Here is a 23,656-nt window from a genome sequence, read left to right on the forward strand (position 1 = left end):
TTCATGAGAGATTCCTCGTTTCGTTAATGTTGGTGTGGTAACTTACATTGTACAAGAGGAATCTCTCTTTTTGTATTCATTTTTTGGTAGAATTTAGATAATCAACAGACGTGATAAAATCCTTTTCTTTTGAGATAGGAAAAGCAGCTGGTCGTGTTTTATTCTGTACAGCGGCAACGTATATGTTAAAGAATTAAAATGACTTTATATCATTTCTCAATCGCTCATCCTATATGCGTTAATTCCAATTATTGTTTTCCTATTCTGACTTTTTTGCAGACGTTTGACCTCTGATGTCTGGTGTGATAAGTTACATAAGATAATGTTTTCAGAGAAACGGAGCATTTCTACTATTTGTAATGTTTCGATAATTTAGAGAGGAGATTTACAAGCATGAATGTTTTATGGGGAATTGGCGGCGTGCTTGGAATTTTGGTAATTGCAGTTTTACTGTCTTCCAATCGCAAAGCTATTAATTGGCGCACGATTTCAATTGCGCTTGCACTTCAAATTACTTTCTCCTTCATCGTCTTAAGATGGGATGCAGGAAAAGCAGTTTTAAAGCATGCTGCTGACGGCGTACAAACTCTTATTAATTTCTCGTATGAGGGAATTGGATTCGTTGTTGGTGGTTTAGCTAACCCAAAAGGGCCTTGGGGCTTCGTCTTTATTATTCAAGCATTACTTCCAATTGTATTTATTAGTGCACTCGTAGCCGTATTATATTATTTTGGTATTATGCAATGGTTTATTACAATTATTGGCGGCGGATTAAGCAAACTTCTTGGAACTTCACGAACAGAAAGCTTAAATGCTGTTACAACTGTTTTCTTAGGACAAACAGAAGCACCGATTTTAATTAAACCTTACTTAGAGCGCGTAACAAATAGTGAATTCTTCGCTATTATGGTTAGCGGTATGACATCTGTTGCCGGATCTGTTCTTGTTGGTTATGCGGCAATGGGAATTCCGCTAGAGCATTTACTTGCAGCTGCTATTATGGCTGCACCTTCGAGCTTACTAATCGCAAAATTAATGATGCCTGAAACAGAAGAAGTAAATAACGATGTAGAGCTTTCTACAGAGCGTACAGATGCAAATGTTATTGATGCAGCAGCACGCGGTGCATCTGAAGGGATGCAACTTGTTATTAACGTTGCAGCAATGCTTATGGCATTTATCGCATTAATCGCTGTATTAAACGGTCTACTAGGATGGGTTGGTTCTTGGTTCCACATTAAACTAAGCCTTGATCTAATTTTTGGTTACATCCTGTCTCCGTTCGCTATACTAATCGGGGTTCCGCCTCATGAGGCGATTCAAGCTGCTGGTTATATCGGACAAAAACTTGCAGTAAATGAATTCGTTGCATACGGAAACTTAGGTAAGCATATGGCAGAGCTTTCTGACAAAACAAACATTATTTTAGCGTTTGCAATTTGCGGATTCGCAAACTTCTCATCTATTGCGATTCAATTAGGTGTGACAGGTACACTTGCTCCTTCACGTCGTCAACAAATTGCGCAATTGGGAATTAAAGCGGTAATTGCAGGTACATTAGCGAACTTCTTAAATGCTGCTGTAGCAGGCATGATGTTTTAATAAATAAACAAAATCCATCTTAAGTTCATTTTCTACTTAAGATGGATTTTTTATTTATACTTGATTCTGAGTTAAAAAAACAAGCGCAGAGCTGCCGTATGCTCTGCGCTTGTTTTTTTAACTTATATATCGAACTAATACCCCTTAGTTGAAAGTTACTTCACGCCCATCCCCCAATGAACGTAATACTTTCTTATTATAAGTACGAAAAAAAGTGGATACTACTTTTGCAAGACAAGTTGCTTTTCTCGCTCCTCTGTAGTTTTCTCTATTTTCTGCTCTGCGTTTTCATGTATCGCTCGTTGTATAGTACGCTTTAAACAAATATGTTTCCACTTTCGTTCGTAACGTTTCATTATTCTTGATGTCCTCCCCTTGATTGCCATGAAACTTTAATTGAAATCGCTTACAGGAAATAATATAGCACATATAGAAAGATGTGACAACACATTTTCGACACTTTTTTGTAAATATCATGCAAAATTAAATATCTCATGCCGAACAAAGCTTCTAATTCGTTCTATCTGCCTTCTCACCAGCAATCATTTTACAAAGACATGTATCTATAACCATTCAAAATTTTCGAAACCTACGTCGATGCTATGCACGGCTGGATGCTCTCGTTCTTCCCTTTTTATGTCGTTTTTTTACTTATATATAGGAAGAACGATTACGAAGCAAGTCCCTCAATCATCTCATTTACGTACTATTACAGAAATAAAACAGGCTGAATTTGTTCTATGACACCTTCTTTTTTTGTAACAATTATATGATGATTTCCCTTAAAAACGAGCTATATTTTGTGAAAAATAGCACAAATTAATTATATTTTTATAACTATATTATTTGTGAATTAATAAAATCCTCTATTTACGCAACACTTCTACAACAACTTTGTAATATGAGTGAAATAGGATTAACTGGTTTGCAATATCTTATCTCCGTTCTTCCATCCTTAAATATGTAATAGAATCCTTTAAAACATAAGAAAAAAGCATTTTCTTTATACTTCTTTTTATATTACAAAGTATTAATGAACTGTTACGAAAGGTTTGTAATTGTGTGTTTTCCCATTTCCCTCAAAAATCTGTTGCTATAATGAGGTCACGAAAACAAAAGCATTGGAGGCTATTTCATGAAAAAGTTACTTGGTATAGCAACAGTAGCAGTTTTTGGTCTTGGGATTTTCACTTCTTCTGCACAAGCAGAAACAGTTGTTAAAACAGACGTATTAAACGTACGAGAAAACCCAACTATCGAATCAAAAGTTGTAGGCAAAGTATTAGATGGTCATAAATTAGATGTTAAAAATACAGAAAACGGTTGGCTAAAAGTGAACCTAAATGGTAAAGAAGGATTCGTAAGTGCAGACTTTACGAAAAACATCTATTATGTAACAGCAAACGTATTAAACGTACGTGCTGATGCAAACACAAACTCAGAAATTTTGGGCACATTAAAGAAAGATGATGTGATCGAAACAACACATCAAGTGCAAAACGATTGGTTACAATTTGAATATAACGGAAAAACAGCTTATGTAAATATTCCTTTCTTAACAGGTAATGCACCTGTCGTAACAGTACAGGAACAAGCACCTGCGCCGGCAAAAGCTCAGCCAGCTCAAGCTCAAGAAACGCAGACTGCTACAAAAACAAAAGCTGCACCAGCTGAGGGCCGTGAATTAACAGTTGTAGCAACTGCTTACACAGCTCATCCAAGCGAAAATGGCGGCACACATGGCGGTCGTGTATTAACTGCAATGGGGCATGACCTAACAGCAAATCCAAACATGAAAATGGTTGCTGTTGACCCAAAAGTCATTCCACTTGGCTCAAAAATTTGGGTAGAAGGATACGGCGAAGCAATTGCTGGTGATACTGGCGGTGCAATTAAAGGAAATCGTATCGACGTCTTAGTAGGCTCTGACAGCTCTGCAAACAACTGGGGACGTAAAACTGTAAAAGTGAAAATTATAGACTAATTACTATTGTTGCTAAAAAAGGCGAGCCAGCTCTCATCAGTTGAGAGCTGGCTCTTATTTTTCTTATAATAGAAGAAAGGGGGCATTCATATGGATATAGATGCAAACGTTGACTGGATTGGTACGCCAACTCCGTACATATATAAAGATGCAGTTACATACGATGCAACTGCCATTGATTTTTCATTAGAGCATGACGATAACCGTTATAGACTCATTATCTTACAGCACGGCGAGGACGTAGCATACAAAATCATACAGTACGGCGTCAAGCCTGGCAGCCAAAAACCATTTCCAATCGATACTGGACTCCACTTCAAAAATAAAACAATTCCTTTAGTCGAAATGATTTTGCAAGATCCTTATGTACAAAGCATATTACAGCAAAAGACTACCTCTTCATAGAAGAGATAGTCTTTTTACATTAAGGATTTGTTGGTCCAGATATTTGTTCATCCTTCAACGTATTATTCGCTCCTAAAGAATGATACATTAATTTTCCTTCTGGTGTAACGGTAATCAAATGCTCATTATTAAAGCTTTTAAATTTCACAGATCCATCACCATAACGAATGTGATATTCTTCATAGGATGTTACTTTGTATTGCGATTCACTTGTTCGTTCTACCTTACGCACTTCCAATCGCAATAGATCTTCTGTAATTCCTTTTTTCTTCAGGTATGCTATATATTCACGGTCTTCTTTATACGATTTTCCGCTCTTATCGTAATCCCCTTCAACTAGACTAAAATCATTTAGATTAATCGCTCGCACGTTCTTTTATATATGAGTGCGCATAAATTCTCCAACTTCAGACTCCGATGTTTGTTTTGGAAATCTTAAATAATAGCGGCTGTTCTCTCCAATTTTCACATTCTCTGTCTTTCCTGTTCCCCAATCAAATTTCTTTTCTAAGTGAACTTCTACTGTTTCATCCGTTGGCACAGGTCCTAGTTTATAGCTGCCTCGATTTAACGTTCCGCGTTTCTTTCCATTTACATATATATTACATCTTTTACATCTTTAAAAACATGAAAGGAATGAAATAAGAAAAGTTAGGAGATAACTGCCCTTAAGAGCAAAATTAGAAAGGTATTCCCTTGGTGCGAAGTAAAGAACTCCCCGCTGAGGGAAGTTTCACTTTACCCCGCATTAACGGGCAGTAATCCCCTCCTCTAAATTCAAGGAAAGACGAGGAAGATTGACGGGGGATAACTGCCCCTAAAAGCCCGATTGGTTCAACTAACCCCCAGCGGGAAGAACAAAACCACCCGCTGAGGGAAGTTTCACTTTATAATAGAAAAGAAGGAAATTTTTTGCGCGGAGGAACATTATGCTGCAACATTCAATTACGAAAGATGAAATTATGGAAATTGCCAATGAGTTTTTGAAAGGACTCGATCCACAGCAACCGGCTGACAAAGAACAAGTATCAAATGCACTTCAGCTCTATCGTAGTGGCCTCGTGTATAACGTCGATTTCGATGGATACACATTATCAGGAACAATCGGGCATGACGGAAATATTTATAGTGTTAATATTCCGATTCGTAACGTGTCCGAAAGTTACTGTGATTGCTTTTCACCGACGCAATGTGAGCATATGCTTGCCGTATTGCTATATGCAGCTTCAAGCTTTGGACAAGTGGGAGACATTCTAACTTTATTTAAGAAAAAAACGAAGCCGGCGCTCCCACCTATTCGTACAGCACGGCAAATGCTGCAAATGACCGATTTTACGGATACAGATTATGAAAGCTGGCTTTCGTACTTTGAATCTGAGTACGAGGCATTTGCTAAAGAACATGCACGCCTTTCATACAAACAAATGTATTTTTTAATGAATATTTTTACAGAGTTTTATATGAAAGTGGAACGAAACGCACCGCGCATTGTTACAGTTCACGAATTATTTAAACTGAGTGCAGCACTCTTTTCTTTTCAGAAGCTACTGAAAGAAATTGAAACATTTGAAGCAGATAAACTGTATTCTTATCATCAACCACTTAATATTGTAAGGTTGTTTGTGAATAAAATAGAAAGCATTGTACAGGATTTGAAAGCTGAACCATTTCAAGATGTACTTCAGCCATTTTTGCAGAACATCGCCAAAATGCTGCATACAATCTTCTTCTCTACCTATTCTTATACACAGGAGCGATTTTTTATTTATCGACACCTATGGGGAGAACTATTCGTAGAACCAGATTGGATACAGGAAGAACAGCAGCGGATTGAAACAAAAATGCATCCCGTATCAAAAGCACTTGCATCCGCTCACCTTCTCTTTCTACAGGGAAAAGATAAAGAGGCAATGGATGTACTAAGCACGCAGCCACCACAAGCTGTTGGCCTTTACTTTGATTGGCTTGAAGATTTATTAAGTTCCATGCAGTGGGAACGAGCAAAAGAGTGGCTGTCCTTCACTTACAAGCAGGTGAAAGAAATGATAACGACCAAGCCCAACCCTAGTTTTGTGATGGATGTTGTCCGCTTATTTATGATGATGTATGAAACATATGCAACGCATACGAATGAACAAGCCGGTTATGAAATGATTCTTCAAGAATTATTGCCATATAGCTTCATTAGTTATGAGCAATATGTACTTGCCAAAAATCAATATCACACATGGACTGAGCTTCATTTACTGTATGAGCCTCAACCCATTGAATGGTTAAAAGAAGCATTAAAAGAAGTTGAGAAAAAAGCGCCAGAAGCTGCTCTTCCGCTCTATCATTATGCTGCCATGCAAGCTATTGAAGAAAAGAATCGCAAATCGTACCGCAAAGCTGTTCGCTACTTAAAAAAACTAAGAACACTATATAAAAAGCTCAAGCGGACAGATGAATGGGAGTCTTTCATTATGATTATTGCCTCCTCTCACTCACGACTGCGAGCATTACAAGAAGAACTGCGGAAAGGAAAGTTGATCCATGACAACACAAATTGACATTATCATTCGGCTCGAACGAATGAAACAAAACTGGTTTCTTTGGGCAGAGGATGAAACAGGAAACAGTTTGCCTTTAAGCAGTTGGAAACAACATGCGTTCATATGGCACTCCTCTTCTTTCTATGGAACACTTCTGCAAGAAGGAACGTATGAACAGCGGAGCGGTATTATTTTAAACGCTACTCAAGCATTTGAATATATCGCGAAAAAGCCAGTAAATTCATTTACAAGCCTACAAACAAGTGCAGCCATTAGCGAACTTACGCCAATGGCAAAAAAAATGTGGGAGGCTTACACAATAGGAGACTTCCTTCCTGACATAAAGCAATGGCAGCAATATCCTTCCTGGAAAATTGCTCATGAAGAAGGAATAGATGAAACGGTACAAACACTATTTTCAGAAGCCATTAATGAAACAATTCGCCAGCAGACTCGTTCGGGCACAGCATGGGAAGGTGCACAGCGCTTATATACGCATTATGATTTTACGAAAAGACAGCTCGAAACAGCCATTCATGAAAACGATTGGCTGCGTAAAATTGGCTACCTCGAAGATGATTTACCATTTGCAATTGGACTCCGCCTCCAAGAACCGGACAATGATTTTGAAACGTGGCAGCTCGAAACCATATTAACACCAAAACGCGGTACTCATCGAATATACGTATATACAGGTACGGAATCCTTGCCGAAAAAATGGTCAAAACATGAAGAACGTATTACGGAAACACAAGAAGGCTTCGGTAAACTTGTCCCTTGGTTAATGGAAGACGATCTATTTCGAAGTGAATTACACGAAACGGAAGCATGGCGCTTTTTAACAGAAGCCAGCAATGAATTGCTAGCAGCCGGCATTGATATCTTACTACCATCATGGTGGCAAAACTTGAAAGCAAATAAGCCAAAGCTACGCGTCCAAGTAAAACATAACGCAAAAGCAGGACAGGCATTCTTTGGCATGAATACGCTCGTTGACTTTGACTGGCGTATTTCTACAAACGGCATCCATTTATCAGAGGCCGAATTTCTCGCGCTCATTGAACAAAACAGACGTCTTATTCATATAAACGGACAATGGATGAGACTGGATCCGGCCTTTATCGAAGAAGTGAAGAAGCTGATGAAGAAAGCAGACAAATACGGCCTTGAAATGAAAGACATCGTGCAGCAGCGCTTACTTGGCGGAGTAGAAACAGAAGTAAGCGAGGAAGAAAATCCATTTGCAGATATGGAAATGGAACTCGATGATTATTATGACAAGCTATTCGACAGATTGCTGCACATCGGAGAGATTCCATCTATACAAGTACCTCCTTCCTTACAAGCAACGTTACGACCATACCAAAAGCAAGGGATCGAGTGGCTCCTTTATTTACGGGAGCTTGGATTTGGTGCGTTGCTAGCCGATGATATGGGACTCGGAAGTGCGAAACGTTCGTATATAAGTGTTGCCTAAACACGAAATTACGGGAATAAGATTTCACCTTATTCTAACTGTATCGTTGAAACATTAGGTGAAACTCCTAATGAGAACAAATGACCTTTCTGTTCTATCTATAATACTCCTGCATGCAGCAACTTACCTTTATAAGTTGTTGTATGAGAGCCAGGTGAAGTCGTCTACTGATGGGAGCCTACACTCCCTGATATGAGGCGGTAGTCCTTAAAAGTATTCTATGGTGAGCGAAGACGAACCCTCGTTATGCACGCACCGTTACCCATAGCCATCTTACGTAGGTCAAAGGATGGTCTGAGTGAAATACTTGTATATTTTCCTAAGATACAAGTGCTGCTTCGTTACTTTGCCTAAATGACGAAGTTGGCTCAAGAAGTTAAGGTCAATCTAACTTGAGCGAAGTAACTCCGGTGTATAGAGGGCACCTAAGGAATACAAAAGAAGGGATAAACGATACGGAACGTTTGAGATTCAACTCGTGGAGTATAAAGGTACAGCGAAGCGGGTTGAAAGTCAGCGGTCTCATAGTAGCGATAATAGATGAGCGTTGATGTGACTATAAAGCAGATGAAATGCTGCGGAAGTGTCACGGAGCAGAAAAACATCTTAGCGAAGGGCACCAGTCGGTAGTGTATGTTAATCAGCAGATTCTACGGTAAGACGACCCTTTCTTTCAAAGAATGTGGAAGTAAAATAGTTAATTCACGAATAGCCATTTATTCCTCAAACAAGGAGGTTATTATACAACGTGAAGGTAGATGCTCGTAGAATCAAATCTGCTGATTATAAGGCAGCTATGAATGTGAGTTCATAACTAGCAGCGAAAACAGGTAGAGAAAACTACCTGTAAGTAGCACACTATCGATGGAACGCCGTGTGCATTGAAAGGTGCATGCACGGTGTGGGACGGGGGAAAAGCCAGAGATAACTTCAAAGGCTTACCTATCGTCATAAAGCATCCAAACAATTACTTACTTACTCTATATAAAAGAACACAACCTAAAAACAGGCCCAGCGCTTATTGTTGCGCCTACATCTGTTCTCGGTAACTGGCAAAAAGAGTTCGAGCGCTTTGCACCGAGCTTACGAGTGAAGCTTCATTACGGCGGCAACCGGGCAAGGGGAGAAGATTTGCCCACTTTTATGCAAGATGCCGATGTAATTCTAACATCCTATGCACTCACGCAGCTTGATGAAGAAGAACTCAGCTCACAGCGCTGGGATGCGATTATTCTCGACGAGGCGCAGAATATTAAAAACCCGCACACAAAACAATCGCGTGCTGTGCGAAAATTACAAGCAAATCATAAAATCGCTTTAACAGGAACACCGATGGAAAACCGTTTATCAGAATTATGGTCTATCTTTGACTTTCTGAATCATGGCTATCTTGGCAGTTTACCGCAGTTCCAGCGCCGCTTCGTAACGCCGATTGAAAAGGACCGCGATGAAAGAAAAATTCAGCAAGTGCAGCGCTTAATTGCACCGTTCTTACTACGCCGAACGAAGCAAGATAAATCCGTTGCCTTGAACTTACCAGATAAACAAGAGCAAAAAGCATACTGTCCATTAACGGCGGAACAAGCATCGCTCTATGAACAACTCGTTCAAGATACGTTAAAGAATGTAGAAGGGTTAACAGGCATTGAGCGCCGCGGCTTTATTTTGCTCATGTTAAATAAACTAAAACAAATTTGTAACCATCCCGCTCTCTATTTAAAAGAAGAGCTACCCGAAAACTTAATCAGTCGTTCTATGAAAACAGAAACATTATTAGAACTCGTTGAAAACATACGGGATCAGCATGAAAGCTGTCTCATTTTCACGCAGTATATTCGCATGGGAAATATGCTGCAAACATTGTTAGAAAAACATTTTGGTGAACGCGTCATCTTCTTAAACGGCAGTGTACCGAAGAAAGAGCGCGATAAAATGATTGAACAGTTCCAAAATGGACAACACGGCATTTTCCTGCTCTCTTTAAAAGCAGGCGGTACAGGACTGAACTTAACTGCAGCCAACCATGTGATTCATTACGACCGCTGGTGGAATCCTGCCGTTGAAAACCAAGCGACAGACCGCGCTTATCGCATCGGACAAAAGCGCTTCGTCCATGTGCATAAACTCATTACAACAGGAACACTTGAGGAAAAAATTGATGAGATGCTCGAACGAAAACAATCGCTCAATAATGCAATTATTACAAGTGAAAATTGGATTACAGAACTATCTACAAACGAGCTGAAAGAATTATTGGGAGTATAGGCAATCGCGTCGCACGTTGTCGAAGCATCGATATATAATATAAAGGATTTATTTCAGCCATAACCATCAAGTTAAGATTACTTGTGTATAATTTCAAACAAAAATAGCCATCCCTTCATGAGATATCCATGAAAGAATGGCTGTTTTTATGACTGCAATGAATCTTATAGAAGAACTTCAATTATTAGAACAGGAACTAAAAGGCAAATTTTCACTTTCTTTTTTAGAATCACTTGCACGAGAAACAGGAATGATTCAACACGCAAGAAAATATAAAGCACAGGCGCGTTTCCTTATCTTCCGAGAACCTAAATCGACGCTTTTCCTCTCGTACTGTTCAATTCTTTAACAAATATTTTTACAACTCTTTCACCAAAACATTTGTTCAAACCCATCTATAGAAGAAGATTTCAAACGAAAGAGTATGATTTATTATTTGGTAATTTTCTTTAAATAGATGTAGATCATGCGGCAAGTAATGATAATGCATATGGACAAACCCGAACGAACACATTACAAACAAGCGTCTTACATCATACATATTTATTTTTTAGTATACGCGATGTGCTTTTTTCGTCCCGTCGAGACATGGTACCCATTCTTGTCAGATTGTTCGAATACCTATCAAAAAATGGCAGGAAAACACATTGGTGTACTAAATATTCACCATTTCTCTTGGCATTACTCAAAAATATCAAAATCCACTTCAACACATCGCTTAAAAAAATATACGTTGAAGTCTTCTTTGATCATATCCAAATATAGAAACTTATATTCTATATCTAAACAAAAACACTTCAGATGCTTTCAGCATCTGAAGTGTTTTTGTTAACTTGATGGTTATGGCGTACCTACTTCTCTTTATTAGTAATTGAATTTATTATATCATTCATAAATTCTTTTTCTATCCCATGTAATATTTTCTTTAACAATTCTTGCAGGAATACCAGCTGCAATATGATTTTGAGGTATATTAGAAGTCACAATAGCATTTGCTGCAATAACACTATTTGAGCCTATTTTTACACCTTTTAGAATTTTCACATCACGCCCTATCCAAACGTGGTCTTCTATATTAATATCCTTAGCATAATTAATTCTTCTATTAGTATTTATGTCAATTATTGAATGGGAGTCACCGTTTCTTATATCAATTCCTGCTGAAAACATACAATCACTTCCAACGTTTATACATGAAAAAGGCTCTGTTACAGATACTCCTATACCCTCCATTGTCGTTTTCGAACCTACTGATATCGAACAATTGTTATCCTCGATCCAAAATGTAGAGTTTATTCCGTAACAGCCTTTCTTGATAATTATTTGATGATTATCACCTAGTATATGAAAACGACAATTAACTAAGCGTACTCCATCTTCACATAGTATCCTATTATTATTACCAGCGACAAAAATTCTACTATTTTTAATAAACGCTCCAGAAACATTAATTAAGTTATTTTTTCCTTTGAGTTTTTTTCGATTAAACATTATCGTATTATAAATTCTTGATAGTATCTTTAATACCATATCGTTAGACTTACTTATATACCACAATTTTTTTAACACAGTGTAATCACCCTATTACCAAATTATTTTTATTCTTTTTCTTGTTTTCTGTACTTCATTTCTGAGTTGTTCCTTTCCATATCTCTTACTAATAAATAATAGTGAGAATATAATTATCCAGCTCGCTGAAGCCTGGTAGTCCCACCTAGATTCAGAAACGACCAAATTATAGATATAATACAGGCCATGTAGAAACTTATCGGATTACAAAGAGTCCTCCTCCTAATCTTATATTATAGTAGCAAAAAATTATCAAAAATAAAATATTAGGAAGATAGATATCTTTTAATTCATTATCCTGTTACAGACATATAAGGCTTTAAAATCGTTATTTGCAACGTAACAGATGTACTAGATGTAGAATTACTTTTAATCCACACATCGACATTGTTGCCGTTTTTGACATAGCTACACAAAATTACTTCTTGCTTGTCAGGCTTTGACACCCTGATTGCAATAGAGTCATCTGTTCGGATTGGCTCATCGAATAGAACAGAGAACTTTCCATCAAAAATACTCCAGATGCTTTCAGCATCTGGAGTATTTCTGTTAACTTGATAGCTATAGCTATCTCAGCTCCTTTTTCTTTTCCCAATGAAACTACTTATGAAAATACCTGTAAAACCACCGCATGTATCTAATACAGAATCTTGCCACATCGGTGTACGGTCACCTGTGAAAGCTTGGTGAATCTCATCCATGCTCGCATACGCAGCGACGAGAAGTAGCGCCAACCAAAAAACGTGCTTTCGTTTAAGCCCGCACTGCAATAATGCGAAATATGACAATGCACCAAGAATAGCGAATACAGTAAAATGAGCGCCTTTACGAATAAAAAATTCGATAAAACCACCAACACCTTTGTTCGCGATGCTAACAGGAGTACCTCCGCCATAATCAATGGATACCCATGAAAAATGCTCTTTCACAAACTCCACATTTACATATTTTGTGATATCTGAACGCATATCTTGCTTCTTATATGGTTGAGAAGATGAATAAAAAATGACCCCCATCCATATTAAAACGGGAATCCAAAATAACAACTTACGCTTCATATTTGAAACTCCTTACCTTATTTCCTTTAAGCGTATCAAAAAAAAGAAAAAAATTCACGCCAAAAATATGACCTTCCCCCCTATATATATGACGAAAGGAGGGTGAAAAACATGGCGATTCAAACGATTGTATCTGATATGAGCTTACGTCTTGTCCTAAACGGCGGCACAGACAAAAGCGGAAAAGCAATCATGAAAAACAAACAATTTAAAAACGTCAAACCAGATGCGGACTTAAACAAAGTACACGAAGTTGCAACTGCAATTGCTTCATTACAACAGCACAAACTTGATTCAGTTCAGCTTGTCAGCACAACTGACGTATCTAACCTATAACAAAAGGAGGGAATAACAAATGGAAGTACTAGAACTTGTTTTCTTAAAGGAAGACGGTAAAACAGCTACTTTCTCAATTGAAAATCCTGTTACACCTGTAAACGAACAAACCGTAAATAGCGTCATGGATACCATTCTATCCGCTGGCATTTTTCTAACATTTGGACAGCATGCTCGCAAAAAAGGCGCACGCATTGTCGAAAAGAGCATTTCTGAAGTGAAAATTAACATATAAGCAAAAAGGAAAGAGGGACTATCCCTCTTTCTTTTTTGGCATTTCAACTGGTATAAAAATATGGGAAATACCGACTGAAACATATTTATAATTTTCTTTCCCTATCTGAAACTCTGTTGTATATGTTGAGAAAAAAATATAGTTATTCCGCTTCGTATAGTGATCAATTAATAAGCCCACTTGCGGCTCTACATAATTCTTCGCTAATTTCTTGCCAATTGTAGCTAACTCACCAAGAAACCCCTCTTTATCTTCTTTCTCAACTTCCGTCAACTTTTTATGAATATCATTTCGCGTCATAAACTGCTTTGCTGCCCAGTCCGTATATTTCCCTTTACCTGGGTTACTATTTGCTAAATATACGAAAAGCACGACAGCTAAAGCGAGCAGTACATATTTCCATTTCATCTTTCTTCACCGCCTATCCTTTCTATCTTCATATATATGGAATCCCCTTGCAAATTAGACAACCTAAATAGCTACAAATTTCTAGCGGAGCATCCCTTCCGCAAATATCGAGGGGAAACAGTAAATATATACATTTTTTAACATTAATTTACAAATTCTTTAAATTGTTTTTATATTTTATTTTTATAATAGGAAGTGTAGTTCATTACACTATGAGGAGGCTTTTCCATTGACTGACTTAGTTGATTGGTATGAAATTTCCGCACAAACGATGGCACTTGAGGCATACGCTCATCCTATTTATCAAACAAAAATTTGGGAAACGCAAAGAATCATCTTTTCAGTGAAAACACCGCTGCAGCTCATTCGTGAAAGTTGTATTATGCGAAACTACTCGACTTATGAAGGAAAACGCTTAGCCATTCAAGAATGTTGTCGTTTTAAACAAAACGTCCCAATCCCTATTGATCACCAAAACCTCATGTGCGCCATTCCTACAAAGTCACCTTCATCTTGGCGATGCTCCTGGATATTTTATGCTTATATTGAAAGACTTGAACGTCACGATTCACGCCACACAAACATATATTTTCGCAATGGTAAAAATCAAATTTTCCCTATTAGTCCCAATCAAATGGAGAATCAGTGGATAAAAGCCGGCCATATTTTAGCAAAACTCATTCTTCTAGATAGAATGAATCTATCAATAGATCGTTCTTTTCCTCCTCTTTAAGTGAACGCTGCATACATATAGAAAAGGAAGGCCACCCGCCTCCCTTTTCTATCATTATTCCACTACATGCGCACGCATTTTGTTTAGCGCTTGCCTATATATCCAGCGTGCTTGATGATAGGTCATCCCTAACTCCGTTGCAATCTCATGCATTTTCTTTCCACCGTAGAAATGCTCAAATAAGACAAACTGCTCATTCTCTTCTAACATACTCATATACTCAAACGTCTCTCGCTGCTTCTCCTCACCACCTATACTTTCTAATATATAATGTTCCGTACACACTTCCTTGTCTTGCACACGACACTCTTTCTTTAACTGCTCTAACAAATATCCACGCACCGTTACAAGGGCATATGCTGGAAAACTCCCCTTTTTTTCATCATATTTCTCATACGCCCGCCAAAGTGCAATGAGCCCGCACTGATAATACTCTTCATAATCTCGGTAAATACAAAGCTTCTTCATTTGATTTTTAATCATCTTCTCATACAGTGCTACTGTTTCCGTAAAGGTAACTGGCTTCACGTTTAACCCATTTCTAAAAGGTATACCTCTTTGTTATTCCGCGGTACCATTACCTTATAAAAAAACAGTACCCCTTTCACGGCACTGTATTTCATGATATACTAGCAGAATTTCAAATTTACCTATGCAATATTTGAAATTCTGCTAGTATTATGTGAAATTCCAATACAATTTTATCGCACCGTTATGCAACATAAAAAAGGTTGCCGGGAAATTCCCGACAACCCTCTCATCATTTTTCTTAAGCACCAAGACCTCTGAAAGCACTAAAAGCAAGAGAAATAACAAAGAAAATCACAACAAGAATCGTTGCTTGTTTCTTGCTTAAGCCTGCTGTAATGTGTAGTCCTAGCCATGTTACAAATATGCCCCAAATTGTAAAGATTTCAATTGAGTTTCCAATGCTAAATGCGGTTGTCCCTTTTTCAAATAAAGGTCCTAAGCTTGTATAGCGTTCAATTCCATCGCCACCTAGTATAATTGCTAATACAGCATTCACTAATAAGCCAAGACATGTAATTACGCTAGAGTATACTGTAATAGATAATAATTTCTTATAGGTCGTATCATTTCCCATAAACATCATAATAACTTTGTAAAATGCAGCTGAAATAAAGAACATAATCATTGTTGTAATGAGACCCGCAATAAATCCTCCACCCATTATAAAATACTTAGCAGTTCCAGTAGGATCTTCTTTAAGCGCTTTTACTAATTCGGGGTTGTTTAATGATGCATAGCTAGCTGCCATGAATACAATACCACCCAAAAGAACTAACAAGAAAAACGCGCCCCACACCGGTGCATTCGTTCTCATTCTCTCAAACTGCAAACCAGGTGAGGTAATCATTCCAAATAATGAGGGCTTTTCTCCACTTACCTTCTGCGTGTTTACGTTCGCTTCCATATGTAAAACCTCCTTTATTTTTATACCCGTTCTAACGGGTGGTGAATCCCCACTTTTCCAAACAGGGATTCACCACCCATAAGAACTGGGTGTTATATAAAAAACCAGTTTTTTTAGATGGGCGAGAGCATCTGGCCATACTTGGCGCGGTCAGGGCTCTTTTCCGCCACAGGCAATGTGAAAACAAAACGAGCAAGCAAGTAGCATGTCACTTTTTGTTTTACATAACAACAACTTAGATGTTGAAAAGTCAAAATGAATCTATATATTATTCATAGCGCAGCGCTTCGATTGGATCTAATTTCGCAGCTTTGTTTGCTGGAATTAATCCGAAAATAATGCCGAGCGTCATAGAGAAGAGGACGCCGCCAAGCACAACTTCCCATGAAACGAGTGGTGGCCATTTCGCAAAGGTAGACACGATATAAGCACCGCCGTATCCAAGACCAATTCCAATTAAACCGCCAAGAAGTGTTAACATCACGGCCTCGATTAAGAATTGAAGCAAGATTTTCCCGCGCGTTGCACCGAGTGCTTTTCGAACACCAATTTCACGCGTACGTTCTGTAACAGATACGAGCATAATATTCATAACGCCGATACCACCAACGACAAGGGAAATACCTGCAATACCGCCGATAATCATCGTCATGATACCTGTTACTTTCGAAACGCTTTCTTTCATTTTCTCAATATCGACAATTTCATACTTCCCTGGAATATCGTCTGATTTGCGGTCATTTAAAACGCCAGCAGCCTTCTTCCCCGCTGCTTCCATTTGATCAACATTTTTCACTTGCACCGAAATATTTTGAATCTCACTTTTTCCATATAGTGTTGGCCAAAGCGAAATCGGAATTAATATTTCTGACGGTCCCATGCCCATAAAGCTATTATCTGATTTATACACCCCGATAATTTGCAACGGCTGACCTTTTATCTCGATAATTTTCCCAACAGGATTTTCTTTCGGATAAAAAGTATCCTTTGCTTTCGTACTAATCATTACAACGTTATTGCCACGCTCAACATCTGATTCATGTAAAGAGCGACCTTCAGTCAATTTAATTTTATTCACCGCAAAATATTCACTATCAAGTCCGATAATATTGACCATGTCTTTTTTATCATTAATATCGAGTGGCTCCATACCCGAATTCGTCGTAACAACATGACTAATCTCTGGCAACTCTTTCAGCGCGAGAATATCTTCATCTTTTAATTCTGGGCGTTGTCCTATCCCCATCGAATATGGATCATCGATATCCTCTTGAAACTGAAGGGGAATCACATTATTACCTATACCTGCAAATTGAGACTTCAGCATCGCTTCCCCGCCTTGCCCAATCGCAACGACGGTAATAATCGAGCCAACACCGATAATAATCCCAAGCATCGTCAGTGCGGAGCGCAACTTATGAGCTAGAATAGAAGAAAGAGCGATTTTAATACTATCTAGTAAACTCATACAGCACACCTTCTATCTTCTGTAATCTTTCCATCTCTCAGCACAATGCGGCGAGATGAATACGCTGCTACTTCCTCTTCATGCGTAACCATTACAATTGTTGTACCTTCTTTGTTTAGCTGGGTGAAAATATTCATAACTTGCTCACCTGATTTTGTATCAAGCGCACCTGTTGGTTCATCGGCCATAATAAATGTTGGATCATTGGCAATCGCCCGCGCAATTGCAACGCGCTGTTTTTGTCCACCTGATAATTCATTTGGCAAGTGATGTACGCGATCGGCGAGTCCAACCTTCCCTAATGCCTCTAATGCTCGCTCGCGGCGTTCCGCTTTCTTCATACCACCGTAAATAAGCGGAAGCTCTACATTCTCCACCGCCGAAAGACGAGGTAGTAAATTAAAGTGCTGGAACACAAAACCAATGTATTCATTTCGAATGAGTGCCAATTTTGACTCGTCTGCTGTTAAAATATTCACATCATTGAGCATATATTCACCTTCTGTTGGACGATCGAGACAACCAATAATATTCATAAGCGTTGATTTCCCCGATCCAGACGGTCCCATAATCGAAACAAATTCACCGTTATCAATCTTTAAGCTAATACCGTGTAAAATTGGTACAGCTAAACTTCCTTGATAATACGTTTTATGAATATTGCTTAAGGTAATCATTTTTTCTTCACTTCCATTCCGTCAAACACTTTATCGGAAGGATTTTCAACCACCTTTTGTCCTACTGTTACGCCTTCAACTACTTCGGTCCAATCTCCATCACCTGAACCTTTCTTCACAATTTGCTTGCGAAGCTTTCCTTTCTCCTCTACATACACAAATGATTCTTCTTTTTCTGCTACAATACTTTTACTAGGAACAGCAACCATTTTCTTATTCTCTAAGTTTACTTGAATAGACACATGGTACCCTGGTGATAATCCATCTTGGGAATCTAGTGATGCTTTATATGTATAATAAGACATATTTGCGCCTGCTTCCCCGCCTGCCATGGCTTGTGCATTGGCTTCCGCACTTGTCGGATACTCACTTACTTCTGTAATTTTCCCAGCCCACTTCTTCTTCGGCGCTGCCTTTGCTGTTACTGTAATCGTTTGATCTTTTTGGATTTGTGATTTTTGTAGTTCCGTTAATGTACCTTGAATTTGGAATGCATCTTTAGAAGCAATTTGTAAAAATGCTTTCCCTTGACCACCCATTGCTGGCGTAGAACCTTGCGACGCATCTTTATCGAGCTTTTGCACAACACCGGCGAAATTACTGTAAACAGTAAGCTCTCCTCTTTTTTTCTTTAATTCTTCGATATGAAGATTCCCTTTTTCTTTTTCAAGATCAGATGTTTTTTGTTGCATTTCTAATTCATTTAATTGCGATTCTAACGGCTCGATCATCTCTTTCGCCGCTCCGCTATCCTTTGCTTTCTTAATATCTTTTTTCAATGAATCTATTTTTTTCTTCCCTTGATCAAAACGCATAGAAGCCACTTTCTGTTCGATTTCTGCTTGCTTCACTTGTAAATTAATTTCTTCATTATCATAAGAGAACAGCTTGTCCCCTTTGTTCACTTCTTGTCCTTCTTTTACAGCAATATCTTTCACTTTTCCTTTAGTCGCATCTGCATAGAAACTCTCGATATTCCCTGGCTTTACTTGACCGGAAACGAGTTTTGTATTATTGAGCTGACGTTCTGTTACTTCCGTAAATTTCACTTCTTCTGTACTGCCTTTTTTCTTATTCTGCATGAGAAAAATATTTACAGCAGCAACGATAATAATAAGAGCAATCACTCCAATAACAATCCACTTTTTCTTCTTATTCGGAGTACGAACTGTATCTGGTAACATTGTCTCTCTCCTTTTATTTAAATTGTCGATATAATTAAATTATACAAACTTTTCCAAAATATCTCAACAAACATAAGACATTTATTACATTTATATGACATAGTTTGGGATACATACTATAAATTGTATCAAACAATGTCATATTTTGTTACAAATATGCATATATGCATATTATTCTTAAACAAACGTTTAATTAATATGAGGAACTTCAAAGAATTCTCCATCTCCGTACTTTTTTCTAAAATTCTCGATATATATAAATACAAGTTGACTTTTTAACATCTAATTCGCTGCTATGCATGGTCAGTTGCTCTGGTCTCCTCCCCTAAAAAATTGTTTTTTATGTCATTTTTTCAATTTGTATTTATATATTTCACTTCTCTACAGTTAGTCATTTATGGGGATTTCATTCATTTTTTGAAGTCAGTTATTGGATTCGTGGAATGGTAAATAAACGTCAACGGCTATATTAAGGTGGATCTAATGGAAGTTACAATGCCAGTCTTAACATTTGCAAATAAAATATTGAAAAGCTTAAATAGAGCGTTTTTCATGAGAAACGAAAAAGCCCCTATCATAAGATAAGGACTTTTCTGCTGATGTGTCCATTCGACAAGCAATGTCCACAATTACCCCTATTTGAATACTCTTCAAGCTAGATTTTCTTATCATATAAGATTCTTCCTAATTGTAGGTAATCAAGAATAGCTTTTTCAGAAAATCTATATAGTCCTTCTTTGTCTTCCATTCGACCAATTAAACTTATTAATTGATCAAAGTATGATTCTTTTACTGAAGAAAGCTCCCACAGGTTATGGTATTCCCTCCCAGGTCCCTTTTCATTGAGGACAGTTGTACATTCTTTACACCATACCTCCAAGCTTTGAATTACCCTAGTATCAAACATTTCGTCTTTTTTAATCCTTACATTACCTTTCCAATCTTGAAGATGTGTTTTACACTGCAAACAAATTGGTGCATACATTTCTCTTTTCATAAAATCACCTCTGTAATTATAATATTGCAATAAATAAATAATAATTATAAAAAATATATAATTTCACATAAATGTGCGATTGAGGCACATTTATGTTTAGACCATAGACTACATTTTATCGTAATTTCCATTTAATTCATAACAAAAATTCTGTTCTTAAGTTATGTAGCCTAATTTAAGGTTACCTAGAACATACCCTTATTAAAACGTCTACTTGTGATTGTCGCTTTTTCTATATTAATACTCAAATGGTAAATCCGAAACCAGCTGTTCTTTTTCATTATCATTCATCACTACTACTCGATTATGATCCATCAAAAGACCACCTGCTAACATTACTAATGTTACTAAAAAGCCCAACAAAAAAATTTTTCATAAAGCACCCTTCCTGCATACTAATAACTTTTTTGGGAAACAACTCTTGCTTTATATTCTTCTGGAGAGCATATTCTAGTAATTTTTGTGCTGGGAATATACACTTATTTACAAAATAAATCTTCCTTCATGAAAATTTGTCATTACTATTTTTCCTTTCCATGTTTTCACCTCGCGTAATTTCCTAATTGATCAAACCCACATCAAGTATACTGTCTATTTATGCTGAAAAAGCGAAAAGCAACTAATTTGTAGATAAATATGCAAAATTGCATATTTTGTTTTCTATTGCTCATTTTCGCATAGACAGCTAAATATTGATTCACAGAAATTAAGCATTTTAACATCTTAGTTTGCTCACAACGAAGGGCATGAAAAACACACGAACATATATTGAGAAGAATTACAAATATAGCGTTCTTCATTTCTCTTTAATTTAGCTGCAAAAATAAAAAAAATGATCTGTATATGAACCTATTTGTTCAATACACAGATCATTTGTACAATACTTATAAAATAATATAATAGCGATAAATCTTACTTACATTACTGCTTTTAAAAGGTCTGCTACTAATGGAATTACTGCACCTAAAAATTTTAAAACTGCCATTGCGATTTCCATGAACAATCCCTCCTGTTTTCTGAATATTTGATAATTTATACTTATATTATATTCTAAAATAACAATACTTTCAACTCATTTCAATATGCAATATTGCATAAACCAACTTTATTTATTAGTAATATAATAAATAAGGTGAACTAGTCTATCTATAAAAAAGCGAAAAATGTTTATAATTTTTCGCTTTTTTGTTTTTTTTACCATAATTGCTATAATATAATATATAGATAAATAAAGAAAAATGTGGGGTATTATAATGTTATTTCTAAAAAACCATAAAATTAGTGCAAAATTGAATGTATTAATGATTACAGCTAGTATTGCATGTATTCTCTTATCAATTATAGGATATAGGGGATTAATAAAGACAGGCACTGCTTCTAAAACTATGTATGAAGACAGGTTACTTCCAGTTTACTGGGTAGAGTCTGTAGAGTCTAATTTCCATTATAATAATAAAAACCTTGTAGAACTTATCCTTTCAGCTGATGAAAATAGAAATAAACAAATATTAACTACAATGGACGGAGTACGAAGCGAGAATAATCAACTACTAGAAAAATACGAGGCTACTATCTATTCACAGGAAGAAAAACAATTATATGAAGATTTTCAGAAAAGTTACCAAGATTTAAAAAACAAAATAGATAACACAAAAGAATTAGTGAAGAAGAATGATCACGATGCTGCTTATACTTATTATATAAACGAAATTGATTCAGCTACGAAAAAGTCAAGTGAGAAAATTAAAGATCTCATTCAGTATAATGTTGATCAGGCAAAACAATTACAAGAAACTAACGCTAAAAGCGGGGAAAATACACTGCTAATGTTTATTATCATTTCAGTTATAGGGGTTGCAGTTGTTATATTCATTGGATATATTATTAAATCTGCTGTTCAACGTCCAATTACTTTATTGGAGCATGATATGAAAGAAGTAGCAAACGGAAATTTAGTCATACGTACTTCTTACCAAGCAAATGATGAACTAGGAAATATTGTTACTTCCTTTAATTATATGTTAGATAACTTACAACAACTAATGGAAAGAATAAAGGTAACGGCACAAGAGGTTACTACCTCAACTGATAGCATGTTGAAAAATACAAACCAAGCATCTCAAATCTCTAATGAAGCAGTTCAAATAATTCATGAGGTGAACAAACAAATATTAGGACAAGTTACAAGTATTCAAGAAAGTTCAATCGCAATGAATGACGTAGCAGACGGAGTTCAAACAGTAGCTGAATCCGCATCAACTGTTGCGGAAGTATCTGTTGCTACAACAAATCGTATAAATAGTGGAAGTAAAGTAATCAAACAATCGATTACGCAAATGAATAATGTTCATAAAGTTGTTGAAGAAACCTCTACAGTAATCGAACGCCTAGTTATGCGTACGCAAGAAATCGATAAAGCGTTAAATGCCATTACAAATATAGCAGACCAAACAAACCTGCTTGCTTTAAACGCTGCAATTGAAGCAGCACGCGCAGGGGATAATGGAAAAGGGTTTGCAGTTGTTGCAGCTGAAGTAAGAGACTTAGCTGAACAATCTAAGCAATCTGCAAATGAAATTAATGATTTAATTAAATCCATCCAGCAGGACACGAAAGATACCGTTCAAATTATGAAAAAAGGGCAAGAGGAAGCAAAACAAGGAAGCAATGCAGCTAATGAAGCAGAGCAAGCATTTTCAACAATCATGACAGATGTTCATAAGATAGCACAGCAAATTCAAGAAGTCTCAGCTACAACAGAAGAAATGGCTGCTGGGACGGAAGAAATTAACGCTACATTATCAGCAGTGTCTGAAACTTCTACTAATGTAGAAAACGATACGAATGTGACTGTACAGGCAATTCAAACACAAGCATCATCCATTACAGAAATATCAGATCAATCTATGCAAGTAAAGAAAAAAATTGAAGAATTAGAAGGACTGCTTTCTCAATTTAAGATTAAAGAATAACTTATACAAGTATTGACCTAAAAACCCCTTTCTTTTAGGTCGGCGAGAGCATCTGGCCGTGTATAGAAGCGATCAGGGCCTTTTCCTGCCACATGCGAGGTTTAAAACAAAAGGAGAAAGTGAGTGCGAAGCTTCTACAAAAGTGCCCACTCTGAGTCAGTAACATATCCATATACAGAAATCAAAAAGAAGATAATCCCCTACATACAATAGGGAGTTATCTTCTTTTTCTTTTTGATGAACTCTTTCAATATTCTTAGCGAGTGTAGGTCATTTTTTTCTGCATAACAGCAATCTACGAGGGGGAATATATAGATGAA

18 protein-coding genes and 4 pseudogenes are annotated in these 23,656 nt (G+C 37.0%); 11 read left to right on the top strand and 11 right to left on the bottom strand.

All coding sequences use genetic code 11. The features are described from left to right. Window positions 1–393: 393 nt before the first annotated feature. Window positions 394–1,602, top strand: a complete 1,209-nt coding sequence (locus H280_RS0118925) for a NupC/NupG family nucleoside CNT transporter (protein ID WP_020062702.1) — start codon at window positions 394–396, stop codon at window positions 1,600–1,602. A gap of 221 nt (window positions 1,603–1,823) precedes the next feature. On the opposite strand, the gene H280_RS26770 is transcribed toward H280_RS0118925, so the two are convergent. Then, window positions 1,824–1,958: a hypothetical protein gene (locus H280_RS26770; protein WP_020062703.1), complete on the bottom strand. Its 135-nt coding sequence runs from the start codon at window positions 1,956–1,958 to the stop codon at window positions 1,824–1,826. Window positions 1,959–2,737: 779 nt separating this feature from the next. On the opposite strand from H280_RS26770, the gene H280_RS0118935 reads away from it, so the two are divergent. Both H280_RS0118935 and H280_RS0118940 read left to right on the top strand, forming a co-directional pair. Next, on the top strand, window positions 2,738–3,586 hold the full coding sequence (locus tag H280_RS0118935) for a 3D domain-containing protein (RefSeq protein WP_020062704.1): 849 nt from the start codon (window positions 2,738–2,740) through the stop codon (window positions 3,584–3,586). A 90-nt stretch (window positions 3,587–3,676) separates the two neighbouring features. Beyond that, on the top strand, window positions 3,677–3,991 hold the full coding sequence (locus tag H280_RS0118940) for a DUF3910 family protein (RefSeq protein WP_020062705.1): 315 nt from the start codon (window positions 3,677–3,679) through the stop codon (window positions 3,989–3,991). Between the two features lie 19 nt (window positions 3,992–4,010). On the opposite strand, the pseudogene H280_RS23910 reads toward H280_RS0118940, so the two are convergent. Continuing rightward, a pseudogene (locus H280_RS23910) lies at window positions 4,011–4,592 on the bottom strand (TcaA NTF2-like domain-containing protein); the annotation flags it as partial. A gap of 328 nt (window positions 4,593–4,920) precedes the next feature. Here H280_RS23910 and H280_RS0118955 point away from each other — a divergent pair. The 4 genes and pseudogenes from H280_RS0118955 to H280_RS27050 form a co-directional block, all read left to right on the top strand. Next, the gene (locus H280_RS0118955) at window positions 4,921–6,540 is read left to right on the top strand and encodes an SWIM zinc finger family protein (protein WP_020062708.1); all 1,620 of its coding nucleotides are present in this window, start codon (window positions 4,921–4,923) and stop codon (window positions 6,538–6,540) included. Further along, window positions 6,524–7,972: pseudogene (locus H280_RS23915) on the top strand (SNF2 helicase-associated domain-containing protein); the annotation flags it as partial. The gene H280_RS0118955 and the pseudogene H280_RS23915, both read left to right, overlap by 17 nt. Before the next feature lie 981 nt (window positions 7,973–8,953). Beyond that, a pseudogene (locus H280_RS23920) lies at window positions 8,954–10,264 on the top strand (DEAD/DEAH box helicase); the annotation flags it as partial. Window positions 10,265–10,412: 148 nt separating this feature from the next. Continuing rightward, window positions 10,413–10,783: pseudogene (locus tag H280_RS27050) on the top strand (IS4 family transposase); the annotation flags it as partial. Between the two features lie 366 nt (window positions 10,784–11,149). Here H280_RS27050 and H280_RS23930 read toward each other — a convergent pair. Both H280_RS23930 and H280_RS0118975 read right to left on the bottom strand, forming a co-directional pair. Continuing rightward, entirely contained in the window at window positions 11,150–11,833 is a 684-nt protein-coding gene (locus H280_RS23930) for an acyltransferase (protein WP_020062712.1), read from the bottom strand. Window positions 11,834–12,405: 572 nt separating this feature from the next. After that, a complete protein-coding gene (locus tag H280_RS0118975) occupies window positions 12,406–12,891 on the bottom strand; it encodes a VanZ family protein (protein WP_020062713.1) in 486 nt (161 codons plus the stop codon). A 111-nt stretch (window positions 12,892–13,002) separates the two neighbouring features. Here H280_RS0118975 and H280_RS0118980 point away from each other — a divergent pair, with 111 nt between their 5' ends. Further along, window positions 13,003–13,227: a DUF1659 domain-containing protein gene (locus tag H280_RS0118980; protein ID WP_020062714.1), complete on the top strand. Its 225-nt coding sequence runs from the start codon at window positions 13,003–13,005 to the stop codon at window positions 13,225–13,227. Between the two features lie 19 nt (window positions 13,228–13,246). Next, on the top strand, window positions 13,247–13,462 hold the full coding sequence (locus H280_RS0118985) for a DUF2922 domain-containing protein (RefSeq protein WP_020062715.1): 216 nt from the start codon (window positions 13,247–13,249) through the stop codon (window positions 13,460–13,462). 18 nt (window positions 13,463–13,480) lie between these two features. On the opposite strand, the gene H280_RS0118990 is transcribed toward H280_RS0118985, so the two are convergent. Next, the gene (locus H280_RS0118990) at window positions 13,481–13,870 is read right to left on the bottom strand and encodes a DUF4359 domain-containing protein (protein ID WP_020062716.1); all 390 of its coding nucleotides are present in this window, start codon (window positions 13,868–13,870) and stop codon (window positions 13,481–13,483) included. 229 nt (window positions 13,871–14,099) lie between these two features. Between H280_RS0118990 and H280_RS23935 the strand changes: the two genes are divergently transcribed. After that, complete coding sequence (locus tag H280_RS23935) at window positions 14,100–14,603, top strand: competence protein ComK (RefSeq protein WP_020062717.1); 504 nt, start codon at window positions 14,100–14,102, stop codon at window positions 14,601–14,603. A 54-nt stretch (window positions 14,604–14,657) separates the two neighbouring features. On the opposite strand, the gene H280_RS0119000 is transcribed toward H280_RS23935, so the two are convergent. The 6 genes from H280_RS0119000 to H280_RS0119025 all read right to left on the bottom strand — a co-directional run bounded on the left by H280_RS0119000 (window position 14,658) and on the right by H280_RS0119025 (window position 20,364). Beyond that, the gene (locus H280_RS0119000; RefSeq protein WP_020062718.1) at window positions 14,658–15,131 is read right to left on the bottom strand and encodes a sigma-70 family RNA polymerase sigma factor; all 474 of its coding nucleotides are present in this window, start codon (window positions 15,129–15,131) and stop codon (window positions 14,658–14,660) included. A gap of 241 nt (window positions 15,132–15,372) precedes the next feature. Then, window positions 15,373–16,038, bottom strand: coding sequence for a Yip1 family protein (locus tag H280_RS0119005; protein WP_020062719.1), 666 nt, complete (start codon window positions 16,036–16,038; stop codon window positions 15,373–15,375). Window positions 16,039–16,306: 268 nt separating this feature from the next. Further along, the gene (locus H280_RS0119010; protein WP_020062720.1) at window positions 16,307–17,506 is read right to left on the bottom strand and encodes an ABC transporter permease; all 1,200 of its coding nucleotides are present in this window, start codon (window positions 17,504–17,506) and stop codon (window positions 16,307–16,309) included. Beyond that, a complete protein-coding gene (locus tag H280_RS0119015; RefSeq protein WP_020062721.1) occupies window positions 17,503–18,183 on the bottom strand; it encodes an ABC transporter ATP-binding protein in 681 nt (226 codons plus the stop codon). Before H280_RS0119015 ends, H280_RS0119010 begins: the two co-directional genes overlap by 4 nt. Further along, window positions 18,180–19,367, bottom strand: a complete 1,188-nt coding sequence (locus H280_RS0119020) for an efflux RND transporter periplasmic adaptor subunit (RefSeq protein WP_020062722.1) — start codon at window positions 19,365–19,367, stop codon at window positions 18,180–18,182. The genes H280_RS0119015 and H280_RS0119020 overlap by 4 nt, the downstream gene beginning before the upstream one ends. 655 nt (window positions 19,368–20,022) lie before the next feature. Next, on the bottom strand, window positions 20,023–20,364 hold the full coding sequence (locus H280_RS0119025; RefSeq protein WP_020062723.1) for a hypothetical protein: 342 nt from the start codon (window positions 20,362–20,364) through the stop codon (window positions 20,023–20,025). A gap of 1,253 nt (window positions 20,365–21,617) precedes the next feature. On the opposite strand from H280_RS0119025, the gene H280_RS0119040 reads away from it, so the two are divergent. Further along, on the top strand, window positions 21,618–23,336 hold the full coding sequence (locus H280_RS0119040; RefSeq protein WP_020062726.1) for a methyl-accepting chemotaxis protein: 1,719 nt from the start codon (window positions 21,618–21,620) through the stop codon (window positions 23,334–23,336). Window positions 23,337–23,656: the final 320 nt, after the last annotated feature.

Origin of the sequence: Bacillus sp. 123MFChir2, assembly GCF_000383235.1 — a bacterium.
Taxonomy (GTDB): Bacteria; Bacillota; Bacilli; order Bacillales; family Bacillaceae_G; genus Bacillus_A.

Excerpts from the sequence above, each read along its gene's own strand:
- H280_RS0118925 (WP_020062702.1), top strand. The coding sequence starts at position 394 with ATGAATGTTTTATGGGGAATTGGCGGCGTGCTTGGAATTTTGGTAATT.
- H280_RS26770 (WP_020062703.1), bottom strand. The coding sequence starts at position 1,958 with ATGAAACGTTACGAACGAAAGTGGAAACATATTTGTTTAAAGCGTACT.
- H280_RS0118935 (WP_020062704.1), top strand. The coding sequence starts at position 2,738 with ATGAAAAAGTTACTTGGTATAGCAACAGTAGCAGTTTTTGGTCTTGGG.
- H280_RS0118940 (WP_020062705.1), top strand. The coding sequence starts at position 3,677 with ATGGATATAGATGCAAACGTTGACTGGATTGGTACGCCAACTCCGTAC.
- H280_RS0118955 (WP_020062708.1), top strand. The coding sequence starts at position 4,921 with ATGCTGCAACATTCAATTACGAAAGATGAAATTATGGAAATTGCCAAT.
- H280_RS0118975 (WP_020062713.1), bottom strand. The coding sequence starts at position 12,891 with ATGAAGCGTAAGTTGTTATTTTGGATTCCCGTTTTAATATGGATGGGG.
- H280_RS0118980 (WP_020062714.1), top strand. The coding sequence starts at position 13,003 with ATGGCGATTCAAACGATTGTATCTGATATGAGCTTACGTCTTGTCCTA.
- H280_RS0118985 (WP_020062715.1), top strand. The coding sequence starts at position 13,247 with ATGGAAGTACTAGAACTTGTTTTCTTAAAGGAAGACGGTAAAACAGCT.
- H280_RS0118990 (WP_020062716.1), bottom strand. The coding sequence starts at position 13,870 with ATGAAATGGAAATATGTACTGCTCGCTTTAGCTGTCGTGCTTTTCGTA.
- H280_RS0119005 (WP_020062719.1), bottom strand. The coding sequence starts at position 16,038 with ATGGAAGCGAACGTAAACACGCAGAAGGTAAGTGGAGAAAAGCCCTCA.
- H280_RS0119010 (WP_020062720.1), bottom strand. The coding sequence starts at position 17,506 with ATGAGTTTACTAGATAGTATTAAAATCGCTCTTTCTTCTATTCTAGCT.
- H280_RS0119015 (WP_020062721.1), bottom strand. The coding sequence starts at position 18,183 with ATGATTACCTTAAGCAATATTCATAAAACGTATTATCAAGGAAGTTTA.
- H280_RS0119020 (WP_020062722.1), bottom strand. The coding sequence starts at position 19,367 with ATGTTACCAGATACAGTTCGTACTCCGAATAAGAAGAAAAAGTGGATT.
- H280_RS0119025 (WP_020062723.1), bottom strand. The coding sequence starts at position 20,364 with ATGAAAAGAGAAATGTATGCACCAATTTGTTTGCAGTGTAAAACACAT.
- H280_RS0119040 (WP_020062726.1), top strand. The coding sequence starts at position 21,618 with ATGTTATTTCTAAAAAACCATAAAATTAGTGCAAAATTGAATGTATTA.